The 15,077-nt window shown below is 71.0% G+C and carries 10 protein-coding genes; 7 read left to right on the top strand and 3 right to left on the bottom strand.

Going from position 1 to position 15,077, the window contains the following annotated elements; all coding sequences use genetic code 11:
- The first annotated feature begins 293 nt into the window (after positions 1-293).
- A complete protein-coding gene (gene cimA / locus ACWD0Y_RS00800; protein ID WP_450258314.1) occupies positions 294-1,895 on the top strand; it encodes a citramalate synthase in 1,602 nt (533 codons plus the stop codon).
- 105 nt (positions 1,896-2,000) lie between these two features.
- Positions 2,001-3,326, top strand: coding sequence for a hypothetical protein (locus tag ACWD0Y_RS00795; protein WP_450258313.1), 1,326 nt, complete (start codon positions 2,001-2,003; stop codon positions 3,324-3,326).
- 569 nt (positions 3,327-3,895) lie between these two features.
- On the opposite strand, the gene ACWD0Y_RS00790 is transcribed toward ACWD0Y_RS00795, so the two are convergent.
- The gene (locus tag ACWD0Y_RS00790; RefSeq protein WP_450258312.1) at positions 3,896-4,528 is read right to left on the bottom strand and encodes a YceI family protein; all 633 of its coding nucleotides are present in this window, start codon (positions 4,526-4,528) and stop codon (positions 3,896-3,898) included.
- 202 nt (positions 4,529-4,730) lie between these two features.
- Here ACWD0Y_RS00790 and ACWD0Y_RS00785 point away from each other — a divergent pair, with 202 nt between their 5' ends.
- The 5 genes from ACWD0Y_RS00785 (at position 4,731) to ACWD0Y_RS00765 (ending at position 13,812) form a co-directional block, all read left to right on the top strand.
- On the top strand, positions 4,731-5,240 hold the full coding sequence (locus tag ACWD0Y_RS00785; RefSeq protein ID WP_450258311.1) for a hypothetical protein: 510 nt from the start codon (positions 4,731-4,733) through the stop codon (positions 5,238-5,240).
- 105 nt (positions 5,241-5,345) lie between these two features.
- Positions 5,346-9,227, top strand: coding sequence for an endo-alpha-N-acetylgalactosaminidase family protein (locus ACWD0Y_RS00780; RefSeq protein ID WP_450258310.1), 3,882 nt, complete (start codon positions 5,346-5,348; stop codon positions 9,225-9,227).
- Positions 9,228-9,488: 261 nt separating this feature from the next.
- Positions 9,489-11,843 (top strand): polysaccharide lyase 8 family protein, encoded by a 2,355-nt coding sequence (locus tag ACWD0Y_RS00775; protein ID WP_450258309.1) that lies wholly within the window; start codon positions 9,489-9,491, stop codon positions 11,841-11,843.
- A 164-nt stretch (positions 11,844-12,007) separates the two neighbouring features.
- Complete coding sequence (locus tag ACWD0Y_RS00770; protein WP_450258308.1) at positions 12,008-13,591, top strand: acyl-CoA carboxylase subunit beta; 1,584 nt, start codon at positions 12,008-12,010, stop codon at positions 13,589-13,591.
- A gap of 26 nt (positions 13,592-13,617) precedes the next feature.
- Complete coding sequence (locus ACWD0Y_RS00765) at positions 13,618-13,812, top strand: acyl-CoA carboxylase subunit epsilon (RefSeq protein ID WP_450258307.1); 195 nt, start codon at positions 13,618-13,620, stop codon at positions 13,810-13,812.
- A 93-nt stretch (positions 13,813-13,905) separates the two neighbouring features.
- Here ACWD0Y_RS00765 and ACWD0Y_RS00760 read toward each other — a convergent pair whose 3' ends face one another.
- Positions 13,906-14,487, bottom strand: coding sequence for a GTP-binding protein (locus ACWD0Y_RS00760; RefSeq protein ID WP_028813754.1), 582 nt, complete (start codon positions 14,485-14,487; stop codon positions 13,906-13,908).
- Complete coding sequence (locus tag ACWD0Y_RS00755) at positions 14,468-15,010, bottom strand: DUF742 domain-containing protein (protein WP_450258306.1); 543 nt, start codon at positions 15,008-15,010, stop codon at positions 14,468-14,470. Before ACWD0Y_RS00755 ends, ACWD0Y_RS00760 begins: the two co-directional genes overlap by 20 nt.
- Positions 15,011-15,077: the final 67 nt, after the last annotated feature.

The following is a 15,077-nucleotide window of genomic DNA, read 5'->3' as shown; positions in this document are numbered from 1 at the left end:
CTCACGTGGACCCGCCCGCATGGTGAGACGGGGGTACCACGCCGGGGCAGACATGCGAGACTGCCCCCGTGTTCTCGTTCGCCATGATTATGGGCAACAGGCGCGCCGGTCCCCAGTGACCGTCCCGTACCACCCCGTACGGCGCGGCCACCGTGCCCCAGACCCGCGCGCAGACCTCTCGCACCCGCGAGGGGTTTTTTCGTTTCCCGGCCCCATCACGGCCGGGGCGAGGCGCGCGCGATGATGGGGGCAAGTGGAGCCAGTCCTTCCACTCGACAGGAGTCCAGACAGCCATGACCACCTCAGGCCCCGACGACAGTTTTCACGTCTTCGACACCACGCTGCGCGACGGCGCCCAGCGCGAAGGCATCAACCTGACGGTCGCCGACAAGCTGACCATCGCCCGGCACCTGGACGACTTCGGCGTGGGCTTCATCGAGGGCGGCTGGCCCGGCGCCAACCCGCGCGACACCGAGTTCTTCGCCCGCGCCAAGGCCGAGATCACCTTCAGGAACGCGCAGCTCGTGGCCTTCGGCGCGACCCGCCGCCCCGGCGCCAGGGCCGAGGACGACCCGCAGGTCACGGCCCTCCTGGACTCCGGAGCCCCCGTCGTCACCCTGGTCGCCAAGTCCCACGACCGGCACGTCGAACTCGCCCTGCGCACCACGCTCGACGAGAACATCGCGATGGTCCGCGACACCGTCTCGTACCTCCGTGCCCAGGGCCGCCGCGTCTTCGTCGACTGCGAGCACTTCTTCGACGGTTACCGCGCCAACCCCGAGTACGCCAAGTCGGTCGTACGGGCGGCCTCGGAGGCCGGCGCCGACGTCGTCATCCTCTGCGACACCAACGGCGGCATGCTCCCCGCCCAGATCCAGGCCGTCGTCGCCACCGTCCTCGCCGACACCGGCGCGCGCCTGGGCATCCACGCCCAGGACGACACGGGCTGCGCCGTCGCCAACACCCTCGCCGCCGTCGACGCGGGCGCCACCCACGTGCAGTGCACCGCCAACGGCTACGGCGAGCGCGTCGGCAACGCCAACCTCTTCCCCGTGGTCGCGGCCCTGGAGCTGAAGTACGGCAAGCAGGTGCTCCCGCCCGGCGCGCTCGCCGAGATGACCCGCATCTCGCACGCCATCGCCGAGGTCGTCAACCTCACGCCCTCCACCCACCAGCCGTACGTCGGCGTCTCCGCCTTCGCGCACAAGGCGGGCCTGCACGCCTCCGCCATCAAGGTCGACCCCGACCTCTACCAGCACATCGACCCGGGCCTGGTCGGCAACCGCATCCGGATGCTCGTCTCCGACATGGCGGGCCGCGCCTCCATCGAGCTCAAGGGCAAGGAGCTCGGCGTCGACCTGGGCGGCGACCGCGAACTGGTCGGCCGCGTCGTCGCGCGCGTCAAGGAGCGCGAGCTCAAGGGCTACACGTACGAAGCGGCCGACGCCTCCTTCGAGCTCCTCCTGCGCGAGGAGGCCGGGGGCCGCGCCGTCAGCTACTTCCGTACGGAGTCGTGGCGGGCCATCGTCGAGGACCGCCCCGACGGCACCCACGCCAACGAGGCCACGGTGAAGCTGTGGGCCAAGGGCGAGCGCATCGTCGCCACGGCGGAGGGCAACGGCCCGGTCAACGCCCTCGACCGCGCCCTGCGCGTCGGCCTGGAGCGCATCTACCCGCAGCTCGCCAAGCTGGAGCTGGTCGACTACAAGGTCCGCATCCTGGAGGGCAAGCACGGCACGGAGTCCACGACCCGCGTGCTGATCACCACGGGCGACGGCGAGGGCGACTGGTCCACGGTCGGCGTCGGCGAGAACGTGATCGCGGCGTCCTGGCAGGCCCTGGAGGACGCGTACACGTACGGCCTCCTGAAGGCGGGCGTCGAGCCCGCGGAGTAGAACCGGGGCGGGCGGAGGGACGAAGCTGCGGGTGGCTTCCCGGGAAGCCACCCGCAGTCAGAACACACCTATCTTAAAATCCACCCATTCGGGTAGATTTTAAGCATGAGGACACGACTGTTCTCCACCTTGTCCGGGCTGCTGCTCTTGCTGGCGGCCGCCGTACTCGCCGTGGCGCCGGGCGCGCAGGCCGCCACGGGGCTGGACACCGTGGCGGATTCGCTGCGCGCGTCGCCCGTATACGTCGATCAGCGCGCCCGTGACCAGCTGCCGCCCCGTGAGGCCGAGGCGCTGGAGGAGAAGATCCTCGACGCCGGAAAGCCGGTCTTCGTCGCCGTACTTCCGCAGAGCGCGGAGTTCCCCGAGGACGGTCTGCTGGCCGACCTGCGGACCCAGACCGGAATCACCGGGGTCTACGCCGTCAGGCTCGGCGACGCCTTCGACGCGGGCGCCGACCGCGCCGTGATGTCGCGCCAGGCGGTCGCCAACCTCACGGCCTCCGTCGAGCCGGCGGGCGGCATCGACGCCGTCACCCAGCTGAACACCTTCGTCGACGACGCCATCGAACAGGCCAGGGGCGGCGCCCCCGACACCTGGGAAGGCGCCCAGGGGCCGTCGTCCGTCGTCGGGCTGGTGACGTTCGGCCTGGTGCTCGTCGCCGGCTGCGCCGGTGTGCTGCTGCTGTCGCGGCGCAATCGCCAGCGGCGTGCGGCGCAGGAGCGGGCCGCGCTGGAGAAGGTGCGTGTGGTGGTCGACGAGGACATCACCGCGTTCGGCGAGGAGCTCGACCGCCTCGACTTCCACCCCGCCGAACCGGGCGCCGACGACGCGATGCGCGCCGACTACGAACGCGCCCTGGACGCGTACGAGAAGGCCAAGTCGGTCATGGCGAAGGCGACGAGGGCCGACGACGTCCGCGGCGTCACCGAGGCGCTGGAGGACGGCCGCTTCGCGCTCGCCGTGCTCGCCGCGCGCCGCGAGGGCAGGCCGCTTCCCGAACGCCGCCCGCCCTGCTTCTTCGACCCGCGCCACGGCCCCTCCACGGCCGACGCCGACTGGGCCCCGGCCGGCGGCGTCGCGCGCAGGGTGCCGGTCTGCGCGGCGGACGCGGCCCGGCTGGCCGAGGGCCAGGACCCGATGTCGCGCATGGTCGACACGGCGGACGGCCGCCGCCCGTACTGGGAGGCGGGACCGGCGTACACCCCGTGGATAGGCGGCTACTACGGCGGTGGCCTCCTGCCCGGCCTGCTGATGGGCACGATGCTCGGCTCGATGCTCTCCACCCCCGCCTACGCCGACCCGGGCTTCGGCGGTTACGAGGGGGGCGACTTCTCGGGCGGCGACTTCAACGCCGGTGACTTCGGCGGTGGAGGCGACTTCGGCGGCGGTGGCTTCGGCGGTGGTGGCGACTTCGGCGGCGGCGGTTTCTGACGGCGGCGGCTCTTGACGGTGCTCAGCGGTTTCTGACGGTGCTCAGTGACCGCTGACGCATCGTGACCGCGCCCGGAAGCGGACGCCGGAGAAGCGGACGCCGGAGGAGAGGCCCGGTCCCACCCGGTGACGGTTGCCGCGTACCACTGCGGCAGCGCCCCGGGTACGGGGAACCGCCGCGAGCGGGGCGGGCTGGGAATGCGGCCGGACAGTGGGGCTTCGCCCTCGTCATGTCCGGCCGGTGCGCGGTCGGCCGCCGGTGGAGTCCCCGTGGGCTCCCGTGAGCGCAAAGGGTCGTGGGCAAGGGCCGTGGGCGCGGAGGAAAAGGGCCTGAACACATGCAGTCCCCGGTAGTCCGTCCCGTTGCCGTGAGCTTCAGCCGTCGCTGAGAACTCCGACACCCGGGAGGATCTGCCGGGGGCCTGGCCAGAGCCTGCGAGTGGGTCGTCACGCTAGTCGACGAACGTCTCCGTCGACCGTGCGGCTCGCTCCGGTTTTCTGGTGTATTAAGAATTTTCCTCCTGTTTTCGCACGAGTCAAGAGGTTGTCCGTATTTCCTGACGGCCGGGTCAGGACCGCGGGGCCGCGTTCTTGATCGCGGAGATGTCGAAGGTCAGCTTGACCTTGTCGCTGACCATCACGCCGCCCGTCTCCAGCGCCGCGTTCCAGGTCAGGTTCCAGTCGGAGCGCAGGATCTCCGCGCTGCCCTCGAAGCCGACGCGCTCGTTGCCGTACACGTCCGTCGCGGAGCCGTTGAACTCCAGGTCGATGGCGAGCGGCCTGGTGACGTCCTTGATGGTCAGGTCGCCGACGATCCGGTAGGCGTCACCGCCGAGCTGCTGCGCCGACGTGGAGCGGAAGGTCATGAGGGGGAACCGCTCCGCGTCGAAGAAGTCGGCGCTGCGCAGGTGGCCGTCCCGGTCGCCGATGCCGGTGTCGATGCCGGCGATCCTGACGTCGATCGACGCGGTGGACCGGGACGGGTCGGAGCCGTTCAGGCTCAGCGTGCCCTCGTGGTCGGCGAAGCTGCCGCGGACGTTGGTCACCATGGCGTGGCGGACCGTGAAGCCGATGCTGCTGTGCGCCGGGTCGATGGTGTACTCGCCGGTCAGGGCGGCCAGGGCCGGGTCCACCGCGAGGGTGGCGGTGGCCGCGGACGCGGCCGGGGCGGGGGTGGTGTTCCTGCGGTTGAACAGAGCCATGGCTCCTCCTCGGGTGATGTGCGATCCGGTTGTTTAACCTTCAACGAGATTGACTGTAGCCCCATGTCGTTCAACTTTCAACATCTTGGGTGAGGCCCTCTGGCGAACGCGCGTAGAACTCGGGCACCATCTCCTTGCTCCACCTGCACAGCTGTCCCGTACGGCCCCAGGTCCACCACGGTCACCAGCAGGAGGAAAACCCGTGAGAATCCGCTCCGTCCTCAGCACATTCGCCCTCGTGCTCGGCGCGCTCTTCGCGCCCGGCTTCGGCGTCGTCAGCGGCGCGACCGACGCACACGCCGTCACCAAGATCAGCCACTCCACCGCGACCTCGATGTTCCGCTCGTCCGGGATCACCTGGTCGTCGTCCGGCGGCTGCTCGGACCGCAACAACCCGACCTGTACGTCGTTCGAGCAGCTCAACCTCGCGTCCGCGAAGGGCGCGCAGACCCTCAAGAGCGCCAGCGGCTGCGCGCTCAACATCACCGGCGGCACCGAGACCGGGCACGCCGGCGGCACGTACTCCCACTGGAACGGCTACAAGCTCGACTACGCCAAGTACACGTGCGTCGGGAACTACATCAAGAACACCTTCACCTACATCGGTGTCCGCGGTGACGGGGCCCCGCAGTGGAAGTCCGGGTCCGGGAACATCTACGCCGACGAGGGCAACCACTGGGACGTGACGTACTACAACTGCGGCGGCTGCTGAGCCACTTGGACTTCCGGGCAGCGGTTCTTGGACTGCCGCTGCCCGGAGCGTTCCACTTCGTTGACGCTGCCGAGGCCGCGGGGCTACTCAGTCCTCATGTCCCTCATGCCACGAAGACTCAGAGCGGCGTGCGCTCTCGCAGCCACCTCCTCCGCCGTACTCGCCCTGGCCGGGCCCGCCCTCACGGCGTCGGCCGAAGTCCCCGCCGACGCCGCCCCGGCCGCCGGCGTCGTCATCGGCTCCGCGCAGCTCTCGGTCGCCGTGGCCAGGGACTTCCCGCGGGTCCTCTCCTACACGGACCGGGCGGGCGGCGCCCGGCTCCTCGGCAGTACGCAGCCGGTCACCGGCGTCACGCTCAACGGCAAGGCGTACGCCGTCGAGGTCAAGGGCGGTGAGCCGGCCGCCGACGCCGACAGCGCCGCGTACACCCTCGTCTTCCCCGCACTGGCGGGCGTCGAGATCGACGCGGAGCTGTCCGTCGCCGGGCGGGCCACGACGTTCGAGGTGACGGCGGTGCGGGACACCGAGGCGTTCCGCGTCGGGACCCTCGACATCCCCGGGCACGACCTCGTGTCGGTCGGTTCCACGGACACCGGCGCCGAGACCGCCTTCACCCGGCTCGACCCCGACTCGACGAAGACCGCCGACGTCTTCGCCGAGGTGACGGACAGGACGACGGCCGACGCCGCGCCCGTCGGGGCCTCGTACGCCATCGTCAACACGGACGCGCTCGCCGCGGCCGTCGAGTCGAACTCCTCGTACGACAGGCCGAGCGGCCCGGCCAACGGCGACGACGCCCGCTTCTGGCACCGGGCGCGGAAGGCCGCCGACGGCAGCGTGCGCGTCGGCGTGTGGTCCGGGCAGTGGACCTACCGGGGCGCCGGCGCACCCGCCCCCGACAAGGAACTGCCGTGGGCCAAGGTCGTCGTGACGCCCGACGCGAACGGCGACGAGAAGGTCGACTGGCAGGACGGCGCCGTCGCCTTCCGCGGCATCGGGGTCAAGGCACCGGGCAGTGAGCACACGCCGGACCGCGTCGTCACGCACATCCCCTTCAACTTCGCCAGCCAGGCCACGCACCCCTTCCTCCGTACCCTCGACGACGTCAAGCGGGTGTCGCTGGCGACGGACGGCCTCGGACAGCTGGCCCTGCTCAAGGGGTACGGGTCGGAGGGGCACGACTCGGCGCACCCCGACTACGGCGGCAACTACAACAAGCGCGCCGGCGGCCTCACCGACCTCAACAAGCTGCTCAAGGCCGGCAAGAAGTGGGGCGCCACCTTCGGCGTCCACGTCAACCAGACCGAGGCGTACCCGGAGGCCAGGGCCTTCAGCGAGACCCTGGTCGACAAGAACGCGCCCGGCTGGAACTGGCTCAACCAGAGCTACTACATCGATCAGCGCCGCGACATCAACAGCGGTGACATGGCACGCAGGTTCCAGCAGCTGCGCGACGAGACCGACCCCAACCTCAGCCTGCTCTACATCGACGTCTACTACACCCACGGCTGGATCGCCGACAAGACGATGGAACAGGTCCGGGCGCAGGGCTGGAACGTCGCCACCGAGTGGGCCGACAAGTTCGAGCGGACGTCGCTCTGGTCGCACTGGGCCAACGACCTGAGCTACGGCGGAGCCACCAACAAGGGCCTCAACTCACAGATCATCCGCTTCATCCGCAACGGCGAGAAGGACGTCTGGAACAACGACCCCGTCCTCGGCCAGAGCGCCCTGGAGGACTTCGAGGGCTGGACCGGCGAGACCGACTGGAACACCTTCTCCGCCAACATCTGGCAGAAGAACCTGCCCGCCAAGTTCCTCCAGCACCACGACATCCGGCGCTGGGACAAGGCCGGGAACACCGTCGACTTCAGCGGCGGCGTGCGCGGCACCGTCGAGAACGGCAGGCGGACGTTCACGGTCGGCGGCGCGAAGGTCCTCGACGGGGACAGGTACCTGCTGCCGTGGCAGGGCAAGAAGCTCTACCACTACAACAAGCAGGGCGGCACCAGCACCTGGGAGCTGCCGGAGAAGTACCGGAAGACCGGCGCCTTCACCGTCCACCGGCTCACCGACAACGGCCGGACCGGGGCCGGGACGGTCCGCGTGGCCGACGGCAGGGTGACGCTCGACGCCGCCGCGGGGCAGGCGTACGTCCTCTACCCGCAGGGCCGCACGCCCCGGGTGCGTGACGCCGCCTGGGGCGAAGGCACCGGGATCGACGACCCCGGCTTCAACGACGCCGGGCTCGACGGCTGGAAGAAGACGGGCACCGTCGAACGCGACACCGACAGCCAGGGGCGCAACAGCGCGGAGCTGAGCGGTACGGGCACGGCCGCCGTGGAACAGCGCGTCGTCGGTCTCAGGCCCGGCGCGCGCTACACCGCGTCCGCCTGGCTGGAGGTCGAGCCGGGCAAGGAGCGGCGTACGACCCTCTCCGCGGGCGGTGAGCAGACCGTGATCGAGCGGTCCACCGCCAAGGAGCGGACCGCCGCCAACGACTGGCACGGTACGTACTTCCAGCGCGCCAAGGTCAACTTCACCGCGCCCGCGGACGGCGCCACGGCCTTCCGGGTCGAGGCGGCGAACAGCGGTGCGGCGAGGGGCGGTGCGGCGAGGGTCCGCATCGACGACGTGAGACTCGTCGCGAACGCGCCCGCGACGAAGCCGGGCACGCTCGTGCACGACGACTTCGAGGCCGTCGACCAGGGCTGGGGCCCCTTCTTCAAGGGCGACGCGGGCGGTGACACCGACCCCCGCACCCATGTCGCGCAGAAGCACGCCCCGTACACCCAGGCCGGATGGAACAAGAAGCGCATCGACGACGTGGTGAGCGGTTCGGAGTCGCTCAAGTCCCACGACGAGAACACCGGCCTCGTCTACCGGACCGGCCCCGGCACCGTCCCGCTGCAGGAGGGGCGCAGCTACCGCGTCGAGTTCGACTACCAGTCGAGCCACGCGGACGCGTACGAGTGGGTGACCGGGTACGACCGGATCGGCGCCGACGGCGTACCGGCCTCGGTGGAGACACGGCGTACGCCCGTCGGGGCCGAGACCACGACGGCCCACCTCTCCGAGACCGTCACGGCGGGCTGCGGCGACACCTGGACCGGGCTGCGCAAGAAGGCCGGCGCGCCGGACGGGGCGGACTTCGTCCTCGACGGCTTCACGGTGACCGACCTCGGGCCCGCGACGCGGAAGGCCGCCTGCGGAACGCTCTCGCTGGCGCCCGCCCAGGAGGCCCTCGAACCCGGGCAGGAGAACGAGATCACGGCGGTCTTCACCAACTTCGAGCCGGCGCCGGCCACCGGCGTCGAGGTGGGCCTGGCCCTGCCGGAGGGCTGGCGGGCCGAGCCCGCGGGCGCGGTCGGGTTCGCCTCGGTCGCACCGGGCGCGAAGGCCACGGCGACCTGGCGGGTGACGCCGCCGGTGGACGCCGAGTACCGGGCGTACAGCCTCGGCGCGGAGGCGGTGTACACCGTGGGCGGCGAAACGCGGAAGCTCGGGGCGACGGCTTCCGTGCGCACGCTGCCGCCCCCGCCGACGGCCGGCGCGTACGCCAGTGACCTGGACTGGGTGTCGATGGAGAACGGCTGGGGGCCGGCCGAGCGCGACATGTCCAACGGGGAGACGGGGGCCGGGGACGGCAAGCCGCTGACGGTCGACGGCACGGTGTTCGCCAAGGGCCTCGGCACCGCGTCGCCCGGGAGGATCCGCTACTACCTGGGCGGGAAGTGCACGTCCTTCACCGCGCAGGTGGGCCAGGACGACTCCCAGGGGACGCGCGGCAGCGTGCAGTTCGGCGTCGCCGCCGACGGTACGGAGAAGGTGAAGTCGCCGGTGCTGCGGGCGGCGGACCGCGCGTGGCCGCTGACGGCCGACGTGACGGGGGCGAAGTACGTCGACCTGCTGACCGGGGACGGCGGCGACGGCCCGGGCAACGACCACGCGGACTGGGGGAACGCGCGCTTCCACTGCGCGGGCTGATCCGGCCGGCCCCTGGAACGGGCGGGACCTCGATCGCCGGAAGGACTCACGTCGAGCCCTTCCGGCGATCGAGGAGCGGAGCCGCACAGCGTCACAGCGGAAAGCGCCGCAGGCGCCCCGAGCCGCACCCACGGCCCCGGTGTCCCGCCCGTCTCCGGGCAAGCGCTTTCTCCCGGTGTTCGCACGACCATTGATTGCTCCCGGAGTGCCGTGCTACACCAGCGGGCACAGGTCTAAACCACTCCAGCTCCGGAGGCCCCCGTGCCGCTCCCGCCCGCCTGGTCCCGCCGTGCCTTCCTCGCCACCACCTCCGCCACCGCACTCGGCCTGGCCCTCGCCGGTCCCGGCCCCGCGCGAGCGGCGGACGGCGCCGACGAGTACGAGACGCTCCGCCTGCGCTGGGTCGAGCTCTCGCTCGGCACCGGATTCGACCCGGCCGCCGAGCCGTACGCCTCGCGCCTCGCGGAGACCGGCCGTCTCGCCGCAGGCTTCCGCGCCACCATGGCCCCGGCCGGAGACTCCCTGTGGCCCGGTCACACCTTCGACCCGCCCGCCGGCATCACCCAGAGCTACAGCCGCCTGTGGACCATGACCCAGGCCTACCTCCAGCCCGGCACCGGCCTCACCGCCGACGCCGCCCTCCTCGCCGACATCGTGAAGGGCCTCGACCACCTCTCCGCCAGGATCTACAACCCCTCCACCACCCGCTACGGCAACTGGTGGGAATGGCAGATCGGCAGCGCCCGCCTCCTCATGGACATCGTCGCCGCCCTCCACGACGAGCTCACCGACCCCCAGCGCCAGGCCGCCTGCGCCGCCGTCGACCACTTCGTCCCCGACGCCGTGCTGAAGAACTACTCCGGCACGAGCACCGGCGCCAACCGCGTCGACCTCTGCCGCTCCGTGGCCCTGCGCGGCGTCATCGGCCGCAGCCCGGCGAAGATCGCCCTCGCCCGCGACGCCCTCTCGCCCGTCTTCCCGTACGTGACCAAGGGCGACGGCCTGTACGCCGACGGCTCCTTCGTCCAGCACACCTGGGTCGCCTACTCGGGGACGTACGGACAGGTCATGCTCGACGGCCTCGGCCGCCTCTTCACCCTCCTCGCCGGCTCCACCTGGGCCGTCACCGACCCGAACCGCCAGATCATCCTCGACTCCGTCGAGAACGCCTACGCGCCCCTCATCTACAACGGCCTGATGATGGACAGCGTCAACGGCCGTGCCATCAGCCGGGGTTACCTCAAGAGCGACGACCGCAAGGTCATGCGCAGCGACCACTTCCACGGCCAGGGACTCATCGCCGCCGTCCCGCTGCTCGCCGGCGGCGCGTCCGAGGCGCAGCGGCGCCGCTGGACCGCCATGGTCAAGGGCTGGATCGAGCGCGACCGTACGACGCCCCTGCTCACCGCACCCCAGTTCGGCGTCGCCGACCTCTCCCGGCTGCACGCCGTCGCCGCCTCTCCCGTGGCAGCCGCTCCCGAGCCCGTCGCGCACAAGCTCTTCGCCTCCATGGACCGGGCCGTGCACCGGCGCCCCGGCTGGGCGGCCGGCATCTCGATGGCCTCGGAGCGGATCTCGTACTACGAGTGCGGCAACGGCGAGAACCCGCGCGGCTGGCACACCGGCGCCGGAATGCTCTACTGGTGGCCGGGGGAGAGGGCCAACGACCAGTACACCGACTGGTTCTGGCCCACCGTCGACTTCTACCGCCTCCCCGGAACCACCGTGTCCACCAAGCGGCTCGCCGACCGGGCGGGCGGCGAATGGGGCGCCCCGAAGCCCGCGGTCTCATGGGTCGGCGGCACCACCGACGGCGAGTTCGCCGCCGTCGGCCAGCACCTCAAGGGCCTCGGTTCCACCCTCGAAGCCCGCACGTCGTGGTTCTGCCTGGCCGATACGGTCGTGTGCCTCGGCGCCGGCATCACCTGCACCGACGGCGTACCCGCCGAGACGGTCGTCGACAACCGCATGCTCGGTGAAGGCGGTACGAACCCGTTCACCGTCGACACCGGCCACGCCACTCCCCGCTGGGCCCACCTCGAAGGACACGGCGGCTGGGTCTTCCCCGGCGGCGCGGACCTGAAGACCCTGCGCGAGGACCGCACCGGCTCCTGGAACGACATCAACACCACCAGCACCACCGAGCGGCGGACCCGCCGCTACCAGACCCTCTGGCTCGACCACGGCACCGACCCGGTGGACGCGTCGTACACCTACCTCCTGATGCCGGGAGCCTCCCGCCGCACCGTCGCCGCCCGCTCGGCCGACCGCGACTGGCTGAGGGTGCTCGCCAACACCCGCGCCGTCCAGGCGGTGGCCGTCTCCTCCCTGGGCGTCACGGCCGCCAACTTCTGGCAGCCGGGCACGGTGGAGCGGCTGACGGCGACCGCCCCGGCGAGCGTGCTCGTACGCCGCGGGCGGCGCACCGCCACGCTCGTGGTCAGCGAACCGGCGCGCACCGGCCGGCCGCTGGAAGTCGCCTGGGAGCAGCGCGGCGTCCGCGTCGTCACGAAGGACCCCGGCGTCGAAGTGCTGTCCACCGGCCGTACGCTGAGGCTCCGCATCACACCCGGCACGGCCGGAGCGACCCACCGCTGTGAGGTGTCTCTCAGCTGACGGCGGGTGAGTCCCTTGTCGGACCTCCACAATCCGCGACGGCTCTCGGCTGGTACTTAGGCTGCATGGGCGGATGGTTCTGTCCGGTGGTGACAGGAGAACGGGCCGGAGACTGTGAAGAGTCGACGGCCTGTTTTCCTTGTGCGTCTTCGTAGGGTCAGTACATGACCGTTTTGGACGAGACGCCGCGCGAGCCCACCGACGCCCGTGGCCGGGTGGCCGAGCTGCTCGCGCTGCGCGAGCAGGCCCGCCGCGGCCCCAGTGAGCGGGCGACCGAAGCCCAGCACGCCAAGGGCAAGCTGACCGCCCGTGAGCGCATCGAGCTGCTGCTCGACCCCGGCACGTTCAAGGAGGTCGAGCAGTTGCGCCGGCACCGGGCGACCGGGTTCGGCCTGGAGGCCAAGAAGCCGTACACCGACGGTGTCATCACCGGCTGGGGCACGGTCGAGGGCCGCACGGTCTTCGTCTACGCCCACGACTTCCGCATCTTCGGCGGCGCGCTGGGCGAGGCCCACGCCACCAAGATCCACAAGATCATGGACATGGCCATCTCGGCCGGTGCCCCCCTGGTCTCCCTCAACGACGGCGCCGGCGCCCGCATCCAGGAGGGCGTCTCCGCCCTCGCCGGCTACGGCGGCATCTTCCAGCGCAACACCCGCGCCTCCGGTGTCATCCCGCAGATCTCGGTGATGCTCGGCCCGTGCGCGGGCGGCGCGGCGTACAGCCCCGCCCTCACCGACTTCGTCTTCATGGTCCGCGAGACCTCGCAGATGTTCATCACCGGCCCGGACGTCGTCCGCGCGGTGACCGGCGAGGAGATCACCCAGAACGGCCTCGGCGGCGCCGACGTGCACGCCGAGACCTCGGGCGTCGCGCACTTCGCGTACGACGACGAGGAGACCTGCATCGCCGAGGTCCGCTACCTGATCTCGATGCTGCCCTCCAACAACCGCGAGAACCCGCCGACGGCCGAGTCCCAGGACCCGGCGGACCGCCGCTCCGACGTGCTCCTGGACCTGGTCCCGGCCGACGGCAACCGCCCGTACGACATGCGCAAGGTCATCGAGGAGCTCGTCGACGACGGCGACTTCCTGGAGATCCACGAGCGCTGGGCCACCAACATCCTCTGCGCGCTGGCCCGCCTCGACGGCCAGGTGGTCGGCATCGTCGCCAACCAGCCGCAGTCCCTGGCCGGTGTCCTCGACATCGAGGCCAGCGAGAAGGCCGCCCGCTTCGTGCAGATGTGCGACGCGTTCAACATCCCGATCGTCACCCTGTTGGACGTACCCGGCTTCCTACCGGGCGTCGACCAGGAGCACGGTGGGATCATCCGCCACGGCGCGAAGCTGCTCTACGCGTACTGCAACGCCACGGTGCCCCGGATCTCCCTGATCCTGCGCAAGGCCTACGGAGGTGCGTACATCGTCATGGACTCCCAGTCCATCGGTGCCGACCTCACCTACGCCTGGCCCACCAACGAGATCGCGGTGATGGGCGCGGAGGGCGCCGCCAACGTCATCTTCCGCAAGCAGATCGCCGAGGCAGAGGACCCCGAGGCCATGCGCGCCCGCATGGTCAAGGAGTACAAGGCGGAGCTGATGCACCCGTACTACGCCGCCGAGCGCGGTCTGGTCGACGACGTCATCGACCCGGCCGAGACCCGCGAGGTGCTGATCGCCTCCCTCGCGATGCTCCGCAACAAGCACGCCGACCTGCCGTCGCGCAAGCACGGCAACCCCCCGCAGTAACCCTGCGGAGAAGACGGAGAGTCTCCATGAACGAATCCTTGCTGCGCGTCGAGAAGGGCCACGCCGAGCCCGAGGAGCTGGCCGCGATCACCGCGATCCTGATGGCCCGCGCCGCGGGCCGCTCCGAAGCGGCCCCGGTCCATTACGGCCGCTCCACGGCCGGCTGGCGCCGCCTGGAGCGCACCCCGGGCTTCCGCGCCCCGCACAGCTGGCAGGGCTGAGCCCCACCGCTTTCCCGGCGCGTACGACGAAGGCCCCCGTCCACTCCTCGAAGTGGCGGGGGCCTTTCTCGTACGTACGCCGGTACGCCGGTCCTACCGGAGCCGCGCCATCAGGGCGTGCTCGACGAGCGTGATCAGCGCGCTCTTGGCGTCCGCGCGGTGGCGGGCGTCGGTGGTGAGGATCGGGGTGTCGGGGCCGATCTGCAGGGCCTCGCGCACCTCGTCGGGGTTGTACGGCTGGTGGCCGTCGAAGCCGTTGAGGGCGATGACGAACGGCAGCCCGCTGTTCTCGAAGTAGTCGACGGCGGGGAAGCAGTCGGCGAGACGGCGGGTGTCCACCAGCACCACGGCGCCGATCGCGCCGCGCACCAGGTCGTCCCACATGAACCAGAAGCGGTCCTGACCGGGCGTACCGAAGAGGTACAGGATCAGGTCCTGGTCCAGGGTGATGCGGCCGAAGTCCATGGCCACCGTGGTGGTGGTCTTGTCTCCGGTGTGCGTGAGGTCGTCGATGCCCGCCGATGCGGACGTCATGACGGCCTCGGTGCGCAGCGGGTTGATCTCCGAGACGGCTCCGACGAACGTGGTCTTGCCCACGCCGAAGCCGCCCGCCACCACGATCTTCGCGGAGGTTGTGGAGCGGGCTGCTCCGCTGCTAGAGCTTGCGAAGTCCACTGAGCACCCTTTCGAGCAGTGTCACGTCTGGCTGACCGCCGGCGGACTCGTCGCCGCCGGGCTGGTGAATGGCTACAAGTCCGGCCTCTGCCAGGTCGGCGACGAGGATCCGGGCCACCCCGAGGGGGATGGTGAGAAGTGCCGAGATCTCGGCAACCGACTTGATCTCCCGGCACAGGTGGCAGATCCGCTGGTGCTCGGGCAGCTGCCCTTGCAGACGTGACGGGTCCGCCGTGGTGCTGACCAGTGCCTCGATGGCGAGCTGGTAGCGCGGCCTGGTGCGGCCGCCGGTCATGGCGTACGGACGAACCAGTGGATTGTGGTTCGCCTGGGTGGCGGCGGGCGCGGGGGCCCGCCTCGACTGCGCCGGCTGGGGGCGCGGCTGCCGCTGCTGCGGCGGCTCGTACGGCTGGGCCCGGCTCGGTGCGGAGGGGAAGTTGAACCTGTTCTGCGAGGTGTCACCCTGATTCTGGCCCTGGCCGTAAGGCCAGTTGGCCGAAGAACCCTCCGGGGGTGTTGCCACGTTTCCTCCTCCGACTGCCGGGCACCCGTTGCTGTGGAGCCACATCCCCGCACCCTAAAGCCCGGGG

Source organism: Streptomyces altiplanensis (assembly GCF_053591575.1).
Note: the sequence above shows the minus strand (reverse complement) of the source record. Positions and strands in the feature narration are given on the sequence as shown.

Bases quoted from the DNA above. Each gene is read 5' to 3' on its own strand.
- ACWD0Y_RS00780 (WP_450258310.1), top strand. From the start codon at position 5,346: ATGCCACGAAGACTCAGAGCGGCGTGCGCTCTCGCAGCCACCTCCTCC.
- ACWD0Y_RS00795 (WP_450258313.1), top strand. From the start codon at position 2,001: ATGAGGACACGACTGTTCTCCACCTTGTCCGGGCTGCTGCTCTTGCTG.
- ACWD0Y_RS00770 (WP_450258308.1), top strand. From the start codon at position 12,008: ATGACCGTTTTGGACGAGACGCCGCGCGAGCCCACCGACGCCCGTGGC.
- ACWD0Y_RS00765 (WP_450258307.1), top strand. From the start codon at position 13,618: ATGAACGAATCCTTGCTGCGCGTCGAGAAGGGCCACGCCGAGCCCGAG.
- cimA (WP_450258314.1), top strand. From the start codon at position 294: ATGACCACCTCAGGCCCCGACGACAGTTTTCACGTCTTCGACACCACG.
- ACWD0Y_RS00790 (WP_450258312.1), bottom strand. From the start codon at position 4,528: ATGGCTCTGTTCAACCGCAGGAACACCACCCCCGCCCCGGCCGCGTCC.